The 20,275-nt window shown below is 67.6% G+C and carries 22 protein-coding genes and 1 pseudogene; 15 read left to right on the top strand and 8 right to left on the bottom strand.

Annotated features, from left to right (window positions below):
* Positions 1 to 79 precede the first annotated feature (79 nt).
* A complete protein-coding gene (locus tag ACTWP6_RS11695; RefSeq protein WP_443187748.1) occupies positions 80 to 928 on the top strand; it encodes a TIGR03619 family F420-dependent LLM class oxidoreductase in 849 nt (282 codons plus the stop codon).
* A 20-nt stretch (positions 929 to 948) separates the two neighbouring features.
* Positions 949 to 1,495 (top strand): annotated as a pseudogene (locus tag ACTWP6_RS11690) (nuclear transport factor 2 family protein).
* 2 nt (positions 1,496 to 1,497) lie between these two features.
* On the opposite strand, the gene ACTWP6_RS11685 reads toward ACTWP6_RS11690, so the two are convergent.
* Together ACTWP6_RS11685 and ACTWP6_RS11680 are read right to left on the bottom strand one after the other, a co-directional pair.
* Positions 1,498 to 1,947, bottom strand: coding sequence for a hypothetical protein (locus ACTWP6_RS11685; RefSeq protein ID WP_443187747.1), 450 nt, complete (start codon positions 1,945 to 1,947; stop codon positions 1,498 to 1,500).
* A 40-nt stretch (positions 1,948 to 1,987) separates the two neighbouring features.
* Positions 1,988 to 2,782 (bottom strand): SDR family NAD(P)-dependent oxidoreductase, encoded by a 795-nt coding sequence (locus ACTWP6_RS11680; RefSeq protein WP_443187746.1) that lies wholly within the window; start codon positions 2,780 to 2,782, stop codon positions 1,988 to 1,990.
* A gap of 235 nt (positions 2,783 to 3,017) precedes the next feature.
* Between ACTWP6_RS11680 and ACTWP6_RS11675 the strand changes: the two genes are divergently transcribed.
* The 8 genes from ACTWP6_RS11675 to ACTWP6_RS11640 are packed head-to-tail and all read left to right on the top strand — an operon-like array spanning position 3,018 to position 12,192.
* Complete coding sequence (locus ACTWP6_RS11675; RefSeq protein ID WP_443187745.1) at positions 3,018 to 3,830, top strand: MlaE family ABC transporter permease; 813 nt, start codon at positions 3,018 to 3,020, stop codon at positions 3,828 to 3,830.
* A 10-nt stretch (positions 3,831 to 3,840) separates the two neighbouring features.
* On the top strand, positions 3,841 to 4,689 hold the full coding sequence (locus tag ACTWP6_RS11670; RefSeq protein ID WP_443187744.1) for an MlaE family ABC transporter permease: 849 nt from the start codon (positions 3,841 to 3,843) through the stop codon (positions 4,687 to 4,689).
* A gap of 14 nt (positions 4,690 to 4,703) precedes the next feature.
* Positions 4,704 to 5,897 carry an MCE family protein gene (locus ACTWP6_RS11665; RefSeq protein ID WP_443187743.1) on the top strand — a complete coding sequence of 398 codons (1,194 nt, stop codon included), beginning with the start codon at positions 4,704 to 4,706 and terminating at the stop codon, positions 5,895 to 5,897.
* A complete protein-coding gene (locus ACTWP6_RS11660; protein ID WP_443187742.1) occupies positions 5,894 to 6,925 on the top strand; it encodes an MCE family protein in 1,032 nt (343 codons plus the stop codon). Before ACTWP6_RS11665 ends, ACTWP6_RS11660 begins: the two co-directional genes overlap by 4 nt.
* A complete protein-coding gene (locus ACTWP6_RS11655) occupies positions 6,925 to 8,007 on the top strand; it encodes an MCE family protein (protein WP_260751044.1) in 1,083 nt (360 codons plus the stop codon). The genes ACTWP6_RS11660 and ACTWP6_RS11655 overlap by 1 nt, the downstream gene beginning before the upstream one ends.
* Positions 8,004 to 9,470, top strand: coding sequence for an MCE family protein (locus ACTWP6_RS11650; protein ID WP_260751046.1), 1,467 nt, complete (start codon positions 8,004 to 8,006; stop codon positions 9,468 to 9,470). Before ACTWP6_RS11655 ends, ACTWP6_RS11650 begins: the two co-directional genes overlap by 4 nt.
* On the top strand, positions 9,470 to 10,669 hold the full coding sequence (locus ACTWP6_RS11645; RefSeq protein WP_260751047.1) for an MCE family protein: 1,200 nt from the start codon (positions 9,470 to 9,472) through the stop codon (positions 10,667 to 10,669). Before ACTWP6_RS11650 ends, ACTWP6_RS11645 begins: the two co-directional genes overlap by 1 nt.
* On the top strand, positions 10,669 to 12,192 hold the full coding sequence (locus tag ACTWP6_RS11640; RefSeq protein ID WP_443187741.1) for an MCE family protein: 1,524 nt from the start codon (positions 10,669 to 10,671) through the stop codon (positions 12,190 to 12,192). Before ACTWP6_RS11645 ends, ACTWP6_RS11640 begins: the two co-directional genes overlap by 1 nt.
* 91 nt (positions 12,193 to 12,283) lie before the next feature.
* Here ACTWP6_RS11640 and ACTWP6_RS11635 read toward each other — a convergent pair whose 3' ends face one another.
* Positions 12,284 to 12,799 carry a hypothetical protein gene (locus ACTWP6_RS11635; protein WP_443187740.1) on the bottom strand — a complete coding sequence of 172 codons (516 nt, stop codon included), beginning with the start codon at positions 12,797 to 12,799 and terminating at the stop codon, positions 12,284 to 12,286.
* A 164-nt stretch (positions 12,800 to 12,963) separates the two neighbouring features.
* On the opposite strand from ACTWP6_RS11635, the gene ACTWP6_RS11630 reads away from it, so the two are divergent.
* From ACTWP6_RS11630 to ACTWP6_RS11615, 4 genes are all read left to right on the top strand, one after another.
* A complete protein-coding gene (locus tag ACTWP6_RS11630; protein ID WP_260758002.1) occupies positions 12,964 to 13,320 on the top strand; it encodes a hypothetical protein in 357 nt (118 codons plus the stop codon).
* Complete coding sequence (locus ACTWP6_RS11625) at positions 13,310 to 13,720, top strand: hypothetical protein (protein WP_443187739.1); 411 nt, start codon at positions 13,310 to 13,312, stop codon at positions 13,718 to 13,720. Before ACTWP6_RS11630 ends, ACTWP6_RS11625 begins: the two co-directional genes overlap by 11 nt.
* Before the next feature lie 117 nt (positions 13,721 to 13,837).
* Entirely contained in the window at positions 13,838 to 14,515 is a 678-nt protein-coding gene (locus ACTWP6_RS11620; RefSeq protein WP_443187738.1) for a hypothetical protein, read from the top strand.
* 32 nt (positions 14,516 to 14,547) lie between these two features.
* Complete coding sequence (locus tag ACTWP6_RS11615) at positions 14,548 to 15,036, top strand: hypothetical protein (RefSeq protein ID WP_260758003.1); 489 nt, start codon at positions 14,548 to 14,550, stop codon at positions 15,034 to 15,036.
* Positions 15,037 to 15,122: 86 nt separating this feature from the next.
* Here the strand turns inward: ACTWP6_RS11615 and ACTWP6_RS11610 are convergent, their stop codons facing one another.
* Genes ACTWP6_RS11610 through ACTWP6_RS11590 form a run of 5 tightly spaced genes read right to left on the bottom strand, consistent with a single transcriptional unit; the run spans position 15,123 to position 19,458 of the window.
* Complete coding sequence (locus tag ACTWP6_RS11610; protein WP_260751053.1) at positions 15,123 to 16,322, bottom strand: lipid-transfer protein; 1,200 nt, start codon at positions 16,320 to 16,322, stop codon at positions 15,123 to 15,125.
* Entirely contained in the window at positions 16,319 to 16,786 is a 468-nt protein-coding gene (locus tag ACTWP6_RS11605) for a Zn-ribbon domain-containing OB-fold protein (RefSeq protein ID WP_443187737.1), read from the bottom strand. Before ACTWP6_RS11605 ends, ACTWP6_RS11610 begins: the two co-directional genes overlap by 4 nt.
* Positions 16,783 to 17,394, bottom strand: coding sequence for a PaaI family thioesterase (locus ACTWP6_RS11600; protein ID WP_443187736.1), 612 nt, complete (start codon positions 17,392 to 17,394; stop codon positions 16,783 to 16,785). Before ACTWP6_RS11600 ends, ACTWP6_RS11605 begins: the two co-directional genes overlap by 4 nt.
* Positions 17,391 to 18,941 carry an FAD-binding protein gene (locus ACTWP6_RS11595; RefSeq protein WP_443187735.1) on the bottom strand — a complete coding sequence of 517 codons (1,551 nt, stop codon included), beginning with the start codon at positions 18,939 to 18,941 and terminating at the stop codon, positions 17,391 to 17,393. Before ACTWP6_RS11595 ends, ACTWP6_RS11600 begins: the two co-directional genes overlap by 4 nt.
* Positions 18,934 to 19,458: a flavin reductase family protein gene (locus ACTWP6_RS11590; RefSeq protein WP_443187734.1), complete on the bottom strand. Its 525-nt coding sequence runs from the start codon at positions 19,456 to 19,458 to the stop codon at positions 18,934 to 18,936. The genes ACTWP6_RS11595 and ACTWP6_RS11590 overlap by 8 nt, the downstream gene beginning before the upstream one ends.
* A gap of 192 nt (positions 19,459 to 19,650) precedes the next feature.
* Here ACTWP6_RS11590 and ACTWP6_RS11585 point away from each other — a divergent pair, with 192 nt between their 5' ends.
* Complete coding sequence (locus tag ACTWP6_RS11585; RefSeq protein WP_396885436.1) at positions 19,651 to 20,274, top strand: PadR family transcriptional regulator; 624 nt, start codon at positions 19,651 to 19,653, stop codon at positions 20,272 to 20,274.
* Position 20,275: the final 1 nt, after the last annotated feature.

The following is a 20,275-nucleotide window of genomic DNA, read 5'->3' as shown; positions in this document are numbered from 1 at the left end:
ACTGTTCCGCTCGATCATCGTGTTCGAGCGAGCGAGACCCGCCGCGACCTCTCCGGTCCGTCACGGCTATAACGGAACGATGCGGATCGGACTGTCGACGCCCGTGGTGGTACAGACACCCGCGGCGGCCAGTCTCTGGGAACGGGGCGCCGACATCGAGGACGTCGCACGCATCGCCGAAACCGCCGACCGCCTGGGGTTCGACTACCTGACCTGTTCGGAGCATGTCGCCGTTCCCGTCGGCGACGCCGCCGTCCGCGGTGCGGTGTACTGGGACCCGCTGGCCACCTTCGGGTTTCTGGCGGCCCGGACCACTCGCATCCGGCTGGCCACCTCGGTCCTCGTCCTCGGCTATCACCACCCGCTGGAGATCGCGAAACGCTATGGCACCCTTGATCGGGTCAGCGGCGGGCGCCTCGTCCTCGGCGTCGGCGTCGGATCGCTGCGCGCGGAATTCGACATGCTCGGCGCGGCATGGGAGGACCGCGGAGCCAGGGCCGATGACGCCATCCGCGCACTGCGCTCGTCACTGTCGGTGCGCGAACCCTCCTACCGCGGCGAGTTCTACCGCTACGACGCAATGGTCATCGAGCCGAGCGCCGTGCAGCTCCGGGTGCCGATCTGGGTGGGCGGCCGCAGCCGGCGTTCGCTGCGTCGCGCGGCCCGGCTTGCCGATGGTTGGATGCCGTTCGGATTGCGGACCACCGAGATCGCCGAAATGCTCGCTGCCACCGATATTCCGGAGGGTTTCGACGTGGTGCTCCCGGTCGGCCCGCTGGATCCCGGCGAGTCCTCCGGGTGCGTGAAGCGGCTCAGGAGTCTGCGCGACGTCGGCGCCACCGCGGTGACGTGCTCGGTGACCGCGTCCTCCGCCGATCACTACTGCGAGCAGCTCGCATCGTTGCGTGAGCTTGTCGAAGAACTCTGAACCACGAAGCGGAGGCAAGGATGTCGGCTGACCTCGCAGCCCTGGAAGTTCGCCTACAGCAGCTGGAGAGACGTTTGGCGCCGTCGAAGACGAACGCGAGATCGCTAGCCTGATCGCGACCTAGGGGCACTCGGTGGACGCCGCGAACGCGTCGGGTGCCGCAGCGCAGTGGAGCGCCGACGGCATCTATGACGTCGAGGGCTGGCGGATGTCGGGCCGCGAGGACGTCGAGGCGATGGTGCGCTCGCCGGGCCACCGCCGGTTGGTGCAGAACGGCTGTTGCCATTTTCTCGGCCCGGCGGTGGTCACGGTGCGCGGCGACGACGCGGTGGCGGTGTGCGAATCGCTGGTCGTACTGCGCGCGGCGGACGGGTATCCGGAACGCGAAAGCGTCGCGACGGCAGCAGATCTGCCGGCGCCCGGGTATGTCATCTGGCGGGCGGCGGTTAACCACTTCCGGCTGCGCCGCCTCGACCGGCGCTGGCAGATCACCACCCGCACGAGTCGCGTGCTCGACGGAAGCCCGAAGCCCACGAGTTGTTGACGGCGGGGATCGAAGAGCGCTGAGCTCAAAGACGAACCAGCGCGAACGGATAGGTGAACGCCCCGCCCGGCGCGCCGTCGCAGCCCGTCGCGAACGACGATGTCATCGTCCCCTGCAACGTCGCGGCGTCCCATTCGTACACGTCGCGGGTCGGGATCACCGGACCGTAATACACGTTGCCGCACCGAAGCCCGTCGGGAATGTCGACGGTGAGGGTGTATCTGCCGTCTGCCAGATGTGCGTCACCGCTGTACTCGAACGCCTTCGCGGTCGGCATCGGTATCGCCTTGATGTGGGCGCAGCCCGCGGCATCGGGGATGCAGTAGGTCACCGCCCACGTCCAGGTGTGAAAGTCATACCGTCCCTGGATGTTCAGTGAATAGTTGGCGAAGAACGGTGCGGCCTGGGCCGGTACGGGCGACATGACCGTTCCCGCCGCCAGCAGCACCGTCCCGACGACTGTGCGCATCTGCATGAGTGAGCTCCGTGAGAGTGGATGGGGCGAGTCGCGATGACTACATGTGGGAGCCGCCGTCGATCCGGACCTCGGTGCCGGTGATGAAGTACGCGTCCTTACTGCCCAGCATCGCCACCACCCCGGCGACGGCATCCGGGGCGGCGAAGACCGCGCCGCCGTCCAGGGGCAGCATCGGCGCGACCTTGCCGAACAGCGTGTAGTCGGCGTCCTCCGGGAGACCGGGTCCGATGCTCTGACGGGAGGCGCCGGTGCCGTCGGTCATCCCGGACGAGATCGAGCCCGGCTGAACGCAATTGAACCGGATACCGGCTTTGGCGAACTCCGACGCCCACGCGTGGGTCATCGCCAGCACCCCGCCCTTGGACGCAGCGTAGGCGGCCATATAGGGATGGGCGAACTGCGCCGAGGTGGAACTGAAGTTCACCACCGCAGGACTGTTGCCCTCGTGCAGCGCCGCGATCGCCTCTCGGGTCACCAGGAACGTCCCGACCAGATTGATGCGCAGCACCTGCTCGAAATCGGCGAGCGAGGTGTCCGCCAGATGCGCCGACCGCAGGATGCCTGCGGCGTTGACCAGCGTGTCCAGCCCGCCCAAGGTGCTGACCGCGTCGGCCACCCCGGCGGACACCGAGGCCTCGTCACCGATGTCCATCCGCACCGTCGACAGGCTCTCGCCGGTGTCACCGGCCTTCTCCACGGTGTCGGCGAGCCCGTCGGCGCTGACGTCGGCGGCCACCACCTGTGCGCCTTCGGCGAGGACACGCAGCACGCAAGCTTGTCCGATGCCCGAACCGCCTCCGGTGATCAGCACTCGTCGGCCGGCGTAACGCATCAGGGGTGAAGACCCTGCCGAGGTAGTGGACAAAGCACAACTCCTGTCAGTTTTCGATCCGGTTGCTGTCGAGTGTGACACCGGCCGTCCACGTTCACGTGCGATCGCCGCCCCGCGCCCGGCCCTTCCCGGTGGATGGGACGCGGTGTGTCCCGTGCCACGCCCAGCTGTCAACGTGTGTCTCGTCGCAGCGGCGGCGGGTTTGAGTCGGTATCGAAGAAGGGTTCGGCGGCACATGGCGAACAAGGCCGCGGACCGTTGGTCCATCGGGCTACCGGCGTTCGGTGGCGGATTCTCCGGTCCGATGCAAGGCATCGGAGGGCTGCTGTCGATGTCCGCCGACGCCGTGAAGTTCCTGTTCCGCAGGCCTTTTCAGACCGGTGAGTTTCTGCTCCAGTCCTGGTTCGTGGCGCGGGTGTCCCTGGCCCCGACACTGCTGGTCGCCATCCCGTTCACCGTCCTGGTCAGCTTCACCCTGAACATCCTGTTGCGCGAACTCGGCGCGGCCGACCTGTCCGGTGCCGGCGCCGCGTTCGGCGCCGTCACACAGGTCGGCCCCATGGTCACGGTGCTCATCGTCGCCGGAGCCGGGGCGACCGCGATGTGCGCCGACCTGGGGTCGCGCACCATCCGCGAGGAGATCGACGCGATGGAGGTGCTGGGTATCAACCCGGTGCAGCGGCTGGTGACCCCGCGGATGCTGGCCTCCGGCCTGGTCGCGCTGCTGCTCAACAGCCTGGTGGTGATCATCGGAATCGTCGGCGGCTACGTCTTCTCGATCTTCGTCCAGGGCGTGAACCCCGGTGCGTTCGCGGCGGGCATCACGCTGCTCACCGGGGTGCCCGAGGTCATCATCTCGTGCGTCAAGGCCGCGCTGTTCGGTCTGATCGCCGGGCTGGTGGCGTGCTACCGCGGCTTGAGCATCAGCAGTGGCGGCGCCAAAGCCGTGGGGAACGCGGTCAACGAAACCGTGGTCTACGCCTTCATGGCGCTGTTCGTCGTCAACGTCGTCGTCACGGCGATCGGCATCCAGATGACGTCGGGCTAGGGCAGCCGGTATGGCGGCGATACGCGCACTGCACCCGCGGCTGGCCCATCAGGTCGGTCGACCCCTCGACACTCTGGGCAGGATCGGGGAACACACGGCGTTCTACGGCCGGGCCCTGGCCGGCGTGCCGCACGCAGCGGTGCACTACCGCAGGGAGATCGTCCGTCTGATCGCCGAGATCAGCATGGGCGCAGGCACTCTGGCCATGATCGGGGGCACTGTCGTCATCGTCGGGTTCCTGACTCTGGCCGCCGGCGGCACCCTGGCGGTGCAGGGCTACAGCTCTCTGGGCGACATCGGCATCGAAGCCCTGACCGGCTTTCTGGCCGCGTTCATCAACGTGCGGATCTCCGCTCCGGTGGTGGCCGGCATCGGACTGGCCGCGACGTTCGGTGCGGGCGTCACCGCGCAGCTGGGCGCGATGCGCATCAACGAGGAGATCGACGCGCTGGAAACGATGGGAATCCGTCCCGTCGAGTATCTCGTCAGCACCCGCATCGTCGCCGGGATGATCGCGATCGCCCCGCTGTACTCGATCGCGGTGATCCTGTCGTTCGCAGCCAGCAAGCTCACCACCGTGGTGCTGTTCGGCCAGTCGGCGGGCCTGTACAACCACTACTTCACCACCTTTCTGAACCCGAAGGATCTGTTGTGGTCCTTCCTGCAGGCGATCCTGATGGCGATGGCGGTCCTGTTGGTGCACACCTACTTCGGCTACTTCGCCGGCGGCGGGCCCTCCGGGGTGGGGGTCGCGGTCGGCAACGCCGTCCGCACCTCGCTGATCGTCGTGATCTCGGTGACGCTGCTGGTGTCACTGTCGATATACGGCGCCAACGGCAACTTCAATCTGTCGGGATAGCGGGGACGTCAACGATGTCGGTGAATTCACGCTCCAGACGGCCGCTGCTCGGCCTGGCCACCGTGCTGGCTGTGGCCGCGGTGATCGCGGTCGCGGTGGGCCTGTTCCGCGGCAGCTTCACCAGCACGGTCCCCGTGACCGTGCTGTCGGAGCGGGCCGGCCTGGTGATGGGCACGGACGCCAAGGTGAAACTGCATGGGGCGCAGGTGGGTTCAGTGCAGTCCATCGAAGCGCTGCCTGACGGCCGGGCGGCGATCCACCTGGCGATGGACCCGTCGTACATGGACATCATCCCGTCCGATGTTCGGGTGGACATCGCCTCGTCGACGGTGTTCGGCTCCAAATACGTCGAACTGGTGCCGCCGGCCGATCCCTCGGTGCAGCCGCTGCGGGCCGGACAGGTCCTGGACGCCGAGCACGTCACCGTGGAGATCAACACGGTGTTCGAACAGTTGTCCTCGGTGCTGGCCAAGATCGAGCCTGCCGAACTGAATCAGACGCTCGGCGCACTGGCCACCGCGTTGAGCGGGCGCGGCGAACAGATCGGCCAGACGATGTCCGACTTCGAAGCGTTCCTGGCCAAGATCGAACCGAGCCTGCCCGCCATGGAACATGAGCTCGCGGTGGCGCCCGTGGTCATCGGCACCTACGCCGACGTCGCGCAGGAACTTCTCGACACCGTCGCTGCCGCGACCACCATCGGTCGAACCATCGTCGAGGAACAGGACAACCTGGACACGCTGCTGGTCAGTGTGATCGGACTGTCCGACATCGGCCAGGACGTGGTAGGAGGCAACCGGGAAGCGATCAGCACCGTGATGGAACTGCTGGTCCCCACCACCGACCTGCTGAACGAATACCACCAGGCGCTCAACTGTGGTCTGGGCGGGGCGGCGCAGCTGGCCAAGGCGCCCGGCACGCCGGTACCCGGCGGCCTGCTGCTGCAGACCATCGTGTTGGGGCAGGAGCGCTACCGCTATCCGCAGAACCTGCCCAAGGTGGCCGCCAAGGGTGGTCCGCAGTGCACGGATCTGCCCAAGGTGGGCTTTCAGAAACGGCCACCGTTCGTGATCACCGATGTCAACGCCAACCCCGCGCAATACGGAAACCAGGGCATCGTGCTGAATTCCGACGGCCTCAAGCAGCTTCTGTTCGGTCCGATCGACGGGCCGCCCCGCAACAGCGGACAGATCGGACAACCAGGATGACGGACGTGGGCAGGGCCGCGACGAAATTCGCGGCGTTCGGAATGACTATGGTGCTCCTGACCGTCGGACTGTTCGTGATATTCGGTGAGTACCGGTCAGGATCGGCCAACAAGTACTCGGCGGTCCTCGTCGACTCCTCCAGCCTGGAACGCGGAGATTCGGTGCGGGCAGCCGGAATCCGCGTCGGCACGGTCAACGCCGTCACGTTGCAGGGCGACGGCACCGTCGTCGTCGATTTCGACGCCGACGACAACGTCAGGCTCACCGAAAGCACGAAGATCGCGGTGCGGTATCTGAACCTCGTCGGTGATCGCTACCTGGAACTCCTCGACGAACCCGGCTCGGCGAAGATCCAGCCGCCGGGCTCCCGCATCGGCGTGGAGCGCACCGAGCCGGCACTGAATCTCGATCTGCTGCTGGGCGGCCTCAAACCGGTCATCCAGGGGCTGAACCCCGACGACGTCAACACCCTGACCAGCTCCCTGATCCAGATCCTGCAAGGCCAGGGCGGCAACCTGGAATCGCTGTTCAGCAGGACGGCGTCGTTCACCAACGCGCTGGCCGACAATGGGCAGACCGTCGAACGGCTCATCGACACGCTCAACGACACCATCACCACCGTCGCCGCCGACGGCGAGAACTTCTCCGCGGCCGTCGATCGGCTCGAGCAGCTGGCCACAGGTCTGGCCCAGGATCGTGACCCGATCGGTGACGCCATCACCGCGCTGGACACCGGTACCGCGTCGCTGGCGGGGCTGCTGACCGAGGCCAGGCCACCGCTGGCCGGAACAGTCGACGAGTTGAACCGCCTCGCGCCCTTGCTGTCGAACGAAACCGATATGGCCCGACTGGATCTCGCATTGCAGAAAACCCCGCAGAACTACCGCAAGCTGGTGCGGCTCGGCTCCTACGGGAGCTGGCTGAACCTCTACATCTGCGGCGTCTCGATCCGGGTCACCGACCTGCAGGGGCGAACCGCGCACTTCCCGTGGGTCATCCAGAACACCGGAAGGTGCGGTGAGCCCTGATGCAGAAGTACCGCGGATCCTCCTTGGTCCGAGCCGGTTTCCTCGGCGCCGTCCTGATCGCCCTGGTGATCGTGGTCGGCCTGCAGCCCCAGCAACTGTGGGCGATGGCCACCTCGGTGCGCTACCAGGCGGTCTTCGCCGAGGCCGGCGGGCTGACGGCCGGCAATCAGGTGAAGGTGTCGGGAGTGACCGTGGGCTCCGTCTCCGATGTCGAACTCTCCCGCGGCACAGCCCTGGTCACCTTCTCGGTCGAGAGCGCGGTGCGCGTGGGCGGCGACACCACCGCCACCGTCGGTATCTCGACAGTGCTGGGCGAACGGGTGCTGGTGCTCACACCGGCCGGCAGCGAGAGCCTCGGCTCGATGGGGATCATCCCGCTGACCCGAACCGGTTCGCCCTACTCGCTGACCGACGCGGTGGGGGAGTTCACATCGAACACCGAGGCCACCGACACGGCCGCGATCAACCAGTCACTGGATACGTTGTCCGACACCATCGAACGCATCGCCCCGCAGCTTTCGCCCACCTTCGACGGGGTGTCCCGGCTGTCGCGATCGCTGAACAGCCGCAACGAATCGCTGTCCGCGCTGCTGGACGCCGCCGCCGACGTCACCGAGGTCCTCTCCGAACGCAGCGTGCAGGTCAACACGCTGCTGCTCAACGCCAACGATCTGCTCGCCGTCCTGCAGGAACGCCGGTACGCGATCGTCAACCTCCTGTCCAGCACCACCGCGGTGGCGCAACAGCTGTCCGGGATGGTCGCCGACAACGAGCAGGAACTGGCGCCGACATTGGAGAAGCTGAACACGGTCTCGGAGATGCTCGAGCGCAACCGGGACAACATCACGGCGTCCCTGAAAGGTCTCGCCAAATACCAGGTCACCCAGGGCGAGGCTGTGAACAACGGCTTCTTCTACAACGGGTTCGCGTCGAATCTGTTGCCCGGCCTGGCGATCCAGCCGTTCCTGGACTACGCACTGGGCTTCCGCCGGGGCGTGAACGCCGGTCAGCCGCCGGACAGCGCCGGGCCGCGAGCCGAGTTCCCTTGGCCCTACAACGGCATCCCCGGAGGGTCGCGATGAGCGCACCAGGCAAGCAGAGCGCGTGGGTGCGGGCGGTGCTGCTGGCAGCACTGGCCGTGCTCGCTGTGGCGGGCGCCGGGGTGATCATCTACCAGCACTTCTTCAGCCCCTACACGGTGGTCGCGTACTTCCGTTCAGCCACAGCAATTTACGCGGGCGACGAGGTCAGGGTGGCCGGGGTGCGAGTGGGCACCATCGCATCCGTGGAGCCGCAGGGCACCCGCGCCAAGATGATGTTGGCCATCGACCGCGACGTGCCGATCCCCGCAGACGCCGAGGCCATCATCGTGGCCCCCAACCTGGTGTCCGCCCGTTACGTCCAGCTGACCCCGGCGTGGGGTGCGACACCGGAGACCAGTGGGCCGACGCTGCCCGACGGCGCCGAAATCAGTCAGGACCGCACGGCGGTCCCGGTGGAGTGGGACGAGATCAAGGAGCAACTGACCCGTCTGGCGACCGAACTCGGTCCGCGCAGCGGAGTCTCGCAGACCTCACTGGGACGGTTCATCGACACCACCGCGGACGCCATGGCCGGCAACGGCGACAAATTGCGCGAGACCATCGCCCAGCTCTCGGGGGTGGGGCGCATCCTGGGTGAGGGCAGCGGCGACATCGTCGAGGTCATCACGCACCTTCAGACGTTCGTCACCGCACTGCGCGACAGCAACGTTCAGATCGTGCAGTTCCAGGACCGCTTGGCCGACGTCAGCGGCGTGGTCGACGGCAGCCGTTCCGAACTGGACTCCGCGATCACCACACTGTCCGAAGCCGTCGGCGAGGTCCGGCGGTTCGTCGAGGGTTCGAGGAACCAGACCGCAGAACAGGTGCAGCGCCTCGCCGCGGTGACTCAAGTGCTGGCCGACGACAGCATGGTGCTCAAAAACATCCTGCACGCGGCCCCGAACGCGCTCGTCAACGGTTACAACATCTACAACCCCGACACCGGAGGACCCCGAGGCTCGTTCGCGATGAACAACTTCGCCAACCCGGTCACGATGATCTGCTCGGCGATCGCCGCGGTGGAGAACGTCACCGCCGAGGAGTCCGGCAAGGCGTGCGCGCAGTACCTCGGACCCGCGTTGCGGTTGATGAACTTCAACTACCTTCCGCTGCCGTTCAACGCATATCTCGGTCCCGCGCCGCAGAACGTGATCTACTCCGAACCCGGTCTGGCGCCCGGTGGCGGCAGGACCGCGCCTGCGCCGGCCGACGTGCCGCCCGCCGTGTCCGCCTATACCGGCGCCGGTGATGTTCCCCCGCCACCGGGGTGGACGGATCCATCGCATCCGCCGGGCGCCTTTGCTCCGCACGGATTGCCCGCCAACCCGTCGCCGGCGCTGTACCCCGGCGCGCCCATCCCGCCCGGCGTACCCGGTCCGGCGTCCGCGCCGTCGGGCCCGACCAACATCGCCGACATGCTGCTGCCCGCGGAGGCCGCGCCACCGACAGAAGGGAACCCGTGATGGCACGTCGTTCCGGCCGGCAGGCGCGTCGATGGGCGGCGACGGCATGCTGCGTGGCCCTGGCCGCGACAGGATGCTCCTTTGACGGGCTGAACTCCCTTCCGTTGCCGGGCACCGTCGGCACCGGCCCGGACGCGGTCGTCTACCGCGTCACGCTCGAAAATGTCGGCACGCTGGAGTCCAATTCACCGGTCATGCTGAACGACGTCGTCGTCGGCGCGGTGCGCACGATGACGTTCACCGACTGGCACGCCGAGATCGACGTGTCGGTGAAGCCCGACGTGGTGGTGCCTGCCAACGCGGTCGCCACCGTCGGGCAGACCAGTCTGCTCGGATCGATGCACGTGGCTCTCGATCCTCCCGTCGGGGAGGAGCCGACCGGCCGGCTGCGGCCGGGCGCCGACATCCCGCTGAACAGAACCTCCACGTATCCGTCGACCGAGCAGACGTTGTCGGCGCTGTCGGTGGTTGTCAACGGCGGTGGGCTCACCCAGATCGGTGACATCATCGGCAACTTCAGCGCCGCGCTCGACGGACGCCAGGAACAGATCCGTAACCTGCTCACCCGGATGAACGACGTGATCGGCATCCTGGACAACCAGCGCGACAGCATCAACGCCACGATCGCGGCGCTGCACCGGCTGGCCGACACGTTCGCCGGCCAGCGGGAGGTGCTGACCGCGGCGCTGAAACGGATCCCGGAAGCTCTCGACGTCCTCAACCGGCAACAGCCCCGCATCGTGACCGCGATGCGCAAACTCGGCGACTTCAGCAGAACCGCAACACATTTGATCGACGAAACCCAGGACGACATCGTGCGCAATCTGCGCAATCTCGAGCCGGCGGTACGGGCTCTCGCCGACGTCGGTCCCGATCTGGCGACGGCGCTGTCGTTCCTGCCGACCTACCCGTACACACAGGAGTTCATCGACCGGGGCATCCGGGGCGACTACATGAATCAGTTCATCGTGTTCGATTTCACGATCCCCCGCTTGAAGAGCGGCATCTTCCTCGGTACCCGCTGGGGCGAGCCCGGCGCCTCCCTGGTACCCGCACCCGGCGATCCGTGGTACTCGTCGTACACACTCGACCCGCTCCAGGCGCCGATCACCCCGGTTCCGGCGGAGGTGGCGACAATGCCACCACTGATCGATCCGCCGCCCCCGGCGAGCGGGCAACCTGCCGAAGGCGGCAACTGATGCTGACACGGTTCGTCCGCACCCAGTTGATCATCTTCTCCATCGCCTCCCTGGTGGGGCTGGGGGCGATGGTGTTCGTCTACCTACAGGCCCCGATGCTGCTCGGAATCGGCCGCATCGCGGTGACCCTGCACCTTCCGGCCACCGGTGGCCTGTACGAGTTCTCCAACGTGACCTACCGCGGAATCGAGGTCGGCAAGGTCACCGCCATCCGTCCGACCGGCGACGGTGCGACGGTCACCATGTCACTGAAGTCGGCACCGAAGATCCCCGCCGACCTGAAAGCCAACGTGCGCAGCGTATCCGCGGTCGGTGAGCAATACGTCGACCTGGAGCCGCGCACCGACGGCGGGCCGTATTTGGAGGACGGATCGGTGATCACCGCCGACCGTTCCTCGATTCCTCAGGCCGTCGGCCCGATGCTCGACCAGATGAGCGACCTCGTCGACAGCATCCCGACCGGCACGCTGAGCGGCCTACTCGACGAATCGTTCAAGGCGCTCAACGGAACCGGTTACGAGCTCGGCGCGCTGTTCGACTCCTCGGCCCGACTGGCCGCCGACGCTAACGCCACCGGCGACCAGGTTCGCACCGTGATCGACGACAGTCGACCGCTGCTCGACGGTCAGGCCGAAAAGGCCGACGCGATCACTACGTGGGCTCGCAGTCTGGCCGGGATCAGCAGGCAGATCGCCGACGACGACCCGCAGGTGCGCACCCTGCTGCGGACCGGGCCGGCAGCAGCCGACGAGGCCTCTCGGTTGCTCACGGAGGTGAAGCCGACTCTGCCTGTGCTGCTGGCCAATCTGACCAGCGTCGGCCAGGTCGGCGTCGCCTATCATCCGTCGCTGGAACAACTGCTGGTGTTGTTGCCCCCGTATCTGGCCGCGACCCAGTCCTACGGTTCGTCGCTGAACAACCCGACCGGCATGGCGCTGTCGGAATTCAGTCTGACTCTGGGCGATCCACCCGCCTGCGCGGTGGGCTTCCTGCCGCCGTCGTCGTGGCGCTCGCCCGCCGATCTGTCCGATGTGGACACCCCGGACGGTCTCTACTGCAAGCTGCCGCAGGATTCACCGATCGGTGTGCGCGGCACGCGGAATTTCCCGTGCATGGAGCAGCCGGGCAAGCGGGCGCCGACCGTCGAGATCTGCGAGAGCGACAAACCGTTCGAGCCGTTGGCGATGCGCCAGCACGTGCTCGGCCCGTACCCGATTGATCCCGCGTTGATCGCGCAGGGCGTCCCCCCGGATGACCGCGTCACCTTCAACGACCAGATCTTCGGACCGCTGGAGGGCACGCCGATGCCCGCCCCGGAGGCTCCAGCACCCGCGCCGGCCACCGGAGGTGCGTTGCCCGTAACGCCGAGCGGTTCCGTCGCACCCGACGACGGCCCGCCGGTCGCGGTTGCCACCTACAACCCCGAGACCGGACAGGTCGCCGCCCCGGACGGGCAGGTGTTCACGCAGTCGAATCTGGCTGCGAGCGCCCCGGACAGCTGGGAGGACCTGCTGCCCAGGTGAGTCGGGGGAGCCGGCTCTCATCAGCCGGTCGGGACTGCCCGTCCAGGGCGGTTTGACCGGCTGGACCGCACCGGCTGCTGCGGGAGGCGGCTCAGCCGACCTTGACCAGCTTGAACGGCATGTTGATGTAGACCGGCTTGTTCACCCCGCACGCGCCGCTCACACCGGTGGTGATGTCCTCGCCGACAAGGGTGGTCGACGTCGGGTCGGCGATGGCACCTTCGGCGTTCATCGCCTTGAACCGGAACACCTGAAGGCCGGGAGCCGATGTGCCATCGGGACACGGGATCCAGTTCTCCACGGTGTGCTTGACATACCAGACACCGCTCTTCTGGTATATCGGTGCGCTCCAACCCCATTCGCTGGCAACGGTCCCGGTGCACTCGCCGGGATAGCTGCACTGCGTGCGGACCGTCCAGGTGCTGCGCAGACTCGCCTGGTCGTAGAAGACCTCGTTCTTGCGCGCCCACTCACCGTTGGAGGTGGCGGTGTAGGTGCCGTTGAGTCCCCAGTCCGGGTTGTCGGCCGCGGCTGTCGGCGTACTCCCCGTGACGCCGCAGATCGCCACCGCCGCAACAGTGCTCACCATCGTCGGTACTCGGATCATGGCCTGCTCCTCACCGCGGCCGACGGGCGCGCGTCGGCGGCGCACGACGGTAACACCGGAAACCGGCCGGCCACGGCCGGGTGTCCGCTGAGCGGACTCTCCGCATCCGTCATCGCCGCGCCGCTGTCATCCTGTGGGACGTGCGCAGGGGAATCGTCGGTGTTGTGGCAGTGCTGGCCGCCGGACTGCTGACCGCAGCACCGGCGGCGGCCCAACCGGTGCCCTGTGACAACCCGTCCTGTACGCCCGGAATCAGACCTGCCGTCGTCCTCGGGGCGTCGTGCGCGGACACCGCGCATTACGTGTTCGGCACCACCTCGTGGGGCCGGCTGGTGTTCTGCGGATCACCGCGTCGGTTCGAGCCGCGCTACTTCCGGTCACCGTCGATGGCCGGTGTGAAGGAGTTCGACAGCAGCTGTGCCGGTTACGAGAACTGGGTGGCCCAGAGTCCCGACGGACTGTTCCTGAGTTGCCAGTCGAGAAACGGCGCTCCGAGGTGGAGCCGCGGCGATGACGGGTAGGGTGCTGGCTATCGGTGCGGCCGTTCTCTGCGCGGCCGCGGCGGCGGTGCCGTCTGCGCAGGCCTACCCGCCGGGGCCACGGCAGGTCACCTACACGGTGACCACCGAACAACCGGTTACCGCCGACATCTACTACCGCGATGCGGATCCGCCGACGTGGGCCGACTACAGCCACAACCCGTACCGTTTCAGCCCGAGAGCACGCGTCGACATCGGTCCGCAGAAGCCGTGGGTGCTCACCGTGGCACTGGCCGATCCGGACCGGTGGGCGATGGTGTCGGCGACCAGCGGACCGCTTCCCGGAGAGCCGCTGTTCAGATGCGAACTGGCTGTGGACGGCGTCGTCGTCGCCACCGGCCACGGGCCGCGCGGGGCGCTCTGCTCGGTCCGGCACTGGTAGCCGACGGACGGCGGTGACGCCGCCCGCTGGGTGGGAAGGCGACCCCGGTGACGCGGCACCGCGTCCTACGGTGCCGTCGTAGGTCGCCACCACGTCGGCGACGGAGGGATTGTGCAGATGTCGAAGCCCGACGCACCACAACGGGTGAATCACGTCGAGGAATCGGAAAACCTCGGCGATCTGACCCCTGGGCAGGTGGCGCTGCTGATCGAGGAGGCCGAGGCGGAGGCGGTCGAGGCGGAGACCCACGCCGCAGCCGCGCGTGCTCGCATCTGCGGGCCACGGTCGACCGGCGCCGGTGATGGACGCGGACCGCGGTGGCGGGTGCCGGCCGGGGTGGTGGCGCTGCTGTGCTCGCTGGCGATGGCGGTGGCCAGCTGGCACATCGTGTCGGAGCACCGCAACCACGTCCGGGATCAGCAGAACCGCGCCGAGTTCGCCGCCGCGGCCAAACAGGTCGTCGTCACCCTGATGTCGATCGACTTCAATGATCCGCAGTCCGGAGTGCAGCGCATCATCGACAACTCCACGGAGCCGTTCCGCAGTGAATTCGAGAGCAGCGCCGATGATTTCGTCAAGCTGTCCGCCGACGCGAAGGTGACCACGAAGGCGACCGCGAACGCGGCGGCGGTGCAGTCGGCCACGGCGGACTCGGCGGTGGTGCTGGTGGCTGCCACCTCCACGGTGACCAACGCCGACGGTGTCGCCGAGCCTCCGCGAAGCTGGCGGTTGACCGTGAACCTGCAGCGGGGCGGGGACAGGATCAAGATGTCGAAAGTGGAGTTCCTCCAGTGACGGTCGAAGCGACGTCCAGGCGAACCGTTGGTATGTCGGCATCGCGGTGGCGCTGGGCCGTCGTCATGACCCTGCTGATCGCCTCGGCCGTGGTGCTTTCGACGCTCTACGTCACGCAGTACCGCGTTGACCGCCAGACCGGTCCCGCCGCAGAGGCGGAGGTGGTGGAGGCCGCGTCCGACGCAACCGCGTCGCTGCTGTCGTACACCCCTGAAACCATCGACACCGATCTGAGCACCGCCCAGGCCTTGATGACCGGGGAATTCGCCACCTACTACGGGAAGTTCACCGCTGACGTGGTCGCACCCGCGGTGCGCGAGCGCGGAGTGAAAGCCACCGCGCGGGTGGTCGATTCGGCGCTGATGGAGCTGAAGCCCGACCAGGCCAAGGTGCTCGTCTTTCTGAACCAGGAGACCGTGAGCCGTGAACGGCCGGAGCCCGCGGTGACCGCCAGCAGCGTGGTGGTGACGGTGACCAAGGTCGAAACCAACTGGCTGATCTCGGCATTCGACCCCGTGTGATTGCCGCGAGCGTGCGTGTCTGCGGGCGACGTGCCGGGTGATTGGGCGATTGTGCGCACGCTCGCGCGGGTTGGGGTGGGGGTGTTTTAGGTGGCGAGGATGACTGAGGAGCCGTGGCCGAAGAGGCCTTGGTTGGCGGTGATGCCGACGGTGGCGCCTTCGACTTGGCGGCCGGTGGCTTGGCCTTTGAGTTGCCAGGTCAGTTCGCAGATTTGGGCGATGGCTTGGGCGGGGATGGCTTCGCCGAAGGAGGCCAGCCCGCCGGAGGGGTTGACCGGGATGTGTCCGCCGATGGTGGTGGCGCCGGTGCGTAGGAGGTGTTCGGCGTCGCCTTTGGCGCATAGGCCGAGGTGTTCGTACCAGTCCAGTTCCAGGGCGGTGGACAGGTCATAGACCTCGGCCAGGGACAGGTCTTGGGGTCCGATGCCGGCTTCGGCGTAGGCGGCGTCGAGGATCTGGTCTTTGAAGACCCGCTCGGGTCCGGGCACCACCGCGGTGGAGTCGGTGGCGATGTCGGGCAGTTCGGGCAGATGTTGGGGGTATTGCGGGCTCTGCAGGCTGACTGCCCGCACCGAGGGCACACCGGCCACCGAGCCGAGGTGTTTTTCGGTGAAGGCTTTGGAGGCCACGATGAGGGCGGCGGCGCCGTCGCTGGTGGCGCAGATGTCGAGCAGGCGCAGCGGGTCGGACACCACCGGGGAGGCCAGCACATCCTCGACGGTGGCTTCTTTGCGGTAGCGGGCGTTGGGGTTGGCCAGGCCGTGGCGGGCGTTTTTGACTTTCACCTGGGCGAAGTCGTCGACGGTGGCGCCGTAGAGGTCCATGCGGCGGCGGGCCAGCAGGGCGAAGTAGACGGTGTTGGTGGCCCCGATCAGGTGGAAGCGTTGCCAGTCGGGGTCGTTTTTGCGTTCCCCGCCGACGGGGGCGAAGAACCCTTTGGGGGTGGTGTCGGCGCCGATGACCAGGGCGACCTCGCACAGTCCGGCCAGGATGTGGGCGCGCGCGGACTGCAGGGCTTGGGAGCCCGAGGCGCAGGCGGCGTAGCTGGAGGTGATCGGGATGCCGTTCCAGCCCAGTTTCTGGGCGAAGGTGGCCCCGGCGACGAAGCCGGGGTAGCCGTTGCGGATGGTGTCGGCGCCGGCGACGAGTTGGATCTGGCGCCAGTCCAGGCCGGCTTCGGCCAGGGCGGCGCGGGCGGCCACGACCCCGTATTCGGTGAAGTCGCGTCCCCATTTGCCCCAGGGGTGCATTCCCGCCCCCAGGATGTAGACCGGTTCCGGGCTCATCGGGCCTGACCTTCCGTGGTTGTCTCGGCGATTTTCCAGGCGTGCACGATGCGTTGCACCCCGTCGTCGTCGACATACAAAGGCATCGTGGTCAGTTCCATCTCCATGCCCACTGTCAGGTCGGCGGCCAGGGTGCCCTCGGCGACCTTGCCCAACACGATCAGCCCTTCGGCGGCCAGTTCGACTGCCGCGACGGCGAAGGGCTCGAACGGATCCGGGGACGGATACGGCGGCGGCGGGGCATACCGGTTCTCGGTGTAGCTCCACAACCGGCCCCGCCGCGACAACGGCACCTGAGCCAGAGTGTCGCTGTCACAGGCCGGGTTGGGGCAGTTGGTTTCCCGTGGCGGGAACACATAGGTCGCGCACACTGTGCACTTACCGCCGATGAGATGGGTGTCGCCGTCGCCATCGGTGGCGAACCACCCAGCAAACGCGGCCTTGGTTCGTGAGTCGACTTTCATGCTTTCGCTTTCGGTCTGATGAAAATGCCTTCTGCCTTCACTGTCACGACCCCTTCGGAGTTTGTGATGTGGCCGGCAGCAATGGTTTTGCTGTCGGCTTCGCTTTCGATCCAGGCTTCGGCCCGGATCCTGCCGAGTCGGGTGGGTGCCACGTAGCGCAGGTTCAGGGTGCCGGTGAAGGCGGGTTTGCCGGGCCGGTGCGCGGTGGCGCCGAGCACGTGGTCGAGGATCAGGGCGCACACGCCGCCGTGGACATGCCCGGGTGGTCCTTCGTAAGGCGACTCGAGTAGCAGATCTGCAGTGGCCGTGCCATTTTCGTGGTGTTCGATCTGCAGCGGGAACGCGATCGCGTTGCGTAAACCCATCGCGACATTGCCCCAGGTCAGGATTCCACCCTCGGTGGTGGACCGCACTCCGAACGGTTCGGGGTCCAGCCGTGAGCTCAGCACCGCCGTGGCCTGCTCGATCAGCGTGTGCGCCTGCTGCACGTCGGCAACATCGGCCTGGCTGCGGATCGTCACGTCGATGAGCCTGCGCAGTGAGCGCGTCAGCGGACCGTAGAGGTCCTCCAGGCGCCGAGCTTCCTCGCCGCTGATCGGGTAGCTCACCGCCACGACGCCATGTCCAGCGCCGCCAGATGGCTGAACAACATTGAGGCCCCAATGGGATTGCCACCCCCGGGATAGGTGGTGCCGGACACCGCTGCCATGGTGTTGCCGGCGGCATACAGGCCGGGAATGATCGATCCGTCCGCCCCGAGCACCCGGGCATGGGTGTCGGTGCGCAGACCGCCCTTGGTGCCCAGGTCGGACAGCCCGAACGTGGCCGCGTGATACGGCGGGGTGTCGATCGGGATCAGCGGGCACTCGCCCTGGGTGAACACCCGGTCATACGCTTCGGCGCCGCGGCCGAAGTCCTCGTCGACTCCGGCCGCGGCGAGCTTGTTGAACCGCTCGATGGTCGCCTCCAGCTCGCCAGCCGGAACCCCGATGGCCTCGGCGAGCCCGGCGATCGTGTCAGCGGTGTGCCACAACCCGGCAGCGCGGTACTGCGCCTCTTCCACCATCGACACGTTGGTCGCGCCGACAGGCGGGACGGATCCCGCACGATCGTCGTAGATCATCCAGAACGGCAAACACGTTGTGCCCGCGTCGATCTGGCGGATCACCTCGCGGCCGAGACGGTCATAGGGGGCCGACTCGTTGACGAAGCGGCGTCCGTCCTGGTTGACGAAGATGCCTCCGGTGAACCACAGCGCGAACGCCGAGCGTCCATCCGGATGCGTCATCCCGGGAGACCACCACGCCTGGTCCATCAGGTCCAGATCGGCGCCGACCGCGATCGCGGCGCGGAGGGCCAGCCCGGTGCTTCCCGGACCGCCCATCGTGTCGTTCGCGCTTCCCGGCACACCGTACTGGTCGCGCATCTGGGCGTTCTGTTCGAAACCGCCGCCGGCCAACAGCACCCCGCGCCGGGTGCCTACCCGCACCGGAGTGCCGTCGTGCTCGATCACCGCACCGACGACGCGGCCGTCCTCGGTGATCAGTTCGGTCAGCGGTGCGTTGCGCCAGCAGGTGACGTTGGGCAACTGCGCCATCGCTGCGAGGAATCTGCCGACGAGCGCGCGTCCGCCGACGAGCAGATCGGGTGCCGGGACGCCGAGTCGCTCGGTGTCCAGCGGTCCGCGCACCAGTCCGGCGTACTCGCCGAGCGCGCTGTCGGGCAGCGGGACCGGGATGGTGTGCCGGTAGCCGTCATTGCGTGCCCCCGGCGCCGAACCGTAGTAATCGGGCCAGGGCAGCACGGTAAAGTCGAAAGCCGGGTCCTGCTCCAGGTATTCGATGAATCCGGCCCCGCCGCGGACGTAGGTGTCCTGCAGGGCGCGCGGCGTACGGTCCCCGACCACGGCGTGGAAGTAGGTCAGTGCATCGTCGAGGGTGTCGTCGGTGCCGGCGCGCAGCAGCACAGGGTTGCACGGGAACCACATCCCGCCGCCTCCCGAATAGGCGGTGGTGCCGCCGAACTTGTCGGTGGCCTCGACCAACAGCACCGACAGCCCTTGGCGCGCGGCGGTGTAGGCGCCCGCGACGCCGCCGCCGGAACCGGCGACGACGACATCGAACTCGACCTCGAACCCCGGGGCAGCCTCAGTCATGGGCACCCCCGAACCTGCCGTAGCCGCCGCGGAAGAACAGCAGAGGGCCGCGCTCGGCGTGGGCCCACAGGCCGGTCACCTCGGCCACCACGATGGAGTGGTCACCGGCGATGTGCTCGGCCTGGACATCAGCCTCGATGCGCGCCAGCGCCCCGTCGAGGGCCGGGGCGCCGTTGCGGCCGGGACGCCAGCCGACCCCGGCGAACTTCTCGTCGCTGCGCGACGCAAACCGCGCGCACACGTCCTGCTGGTCTGCGGCGAGGACGTTCACGCACACCGCGCCCACCTGCCGGATCAGCGGCCAGCTCGTCGACGACAGGGACGGGCAGAACGAGATGTAGGGCGGTTCCAGCGAGACGGAGGTGACCGACTGGCAGGTGAAGCCGATCGCACGCTCCCCGTCATGGGCGGTGATGACGGCGATGCCGGTGCAGAAGTGCCCCAGGACGCGACGCATCTCGGACGTGTGCGGCGGTACCGCACGCCCCGGGTGCGACGCGGTCAACTCGACGGTCATACCCCTCCTCGTGTAGTCGACCAGGTGTCGGATCACTGTCATCCGCTGCGACCGCCGACGCAATGTGCTCTCCCGGTCAGCGGTAGTGACACGACGCGGACTCCCGCGCGTTGCTAGCCTTGGGCGGTGACGGATGACGACAACGCGCCTGGAGGGCTGAGCGTCTCGCCTACCGGCTGGGCGTTGCTCGGGATGCTCTCCGGCGGTGAGGAGCTGTCGGGTTACGACATCAAGAAGTGGATCAACTGGGCGATCCGGTTCTTCTACTCCAGCCCGGCCTACAGCCAGATCTATTCGGAGCTCAAGCGGTTGGAGCGGCTCGGCCTGCTCAGTTCGCGCGTCGACTCCGGCATCCGAAGCCGTCGGATGTACAAAATCACCGAGAGCGGTCTGGCCGCGGTCACCCGCTGGGCCAACGAGGACTCCGTGGAACCGCCCACACTCAAACACAATCCGTTGCTGCGGGTGATGCTCGGGCATCTGCTGAACCCGGGCCGGCTCCGGGAGATCCTCGCCGAGCACGCCGCGTACGCCGAGCAGCTGCAGCAGGCGGCGGCCACCGAGGTGCGCTGGACCGGTGAGCAGCCTGCCTGGGCCTACGCCCGCCTCGCCTTGCGCTGGTCGGAGCAGTACTACGCCGCCGAACGGGACCTGGCCCTGCAGATGATCAAGGAACTCGACGCCGTCGAGGAAACGTTCGGCGAGGGCGGCCCGGAAGGCGTCCAGTTCCCGGTGCGCGAATACTGGTACGAGGTCGAACGCAGGATCGCCGCCGAGGACTCGCCCGACTCCGGCGCCGAGAAATCCGGGGACTGAC

Origin of the sequence: Mycobacterium sp. 4D054, from assembly GCF_052245755.1 — a bacterium.
Taxonomy (GTDB): domain Bacteria; phylum Actinomycetota; class Actinomycetes; order Mycobacteriales; family Mycobacteriaceae; genus Mycobacterium.
Note: the sequence above shows the minus strand (reverse complement) of the source record. Positions and strands in the feature narration are given on the sequence as shown.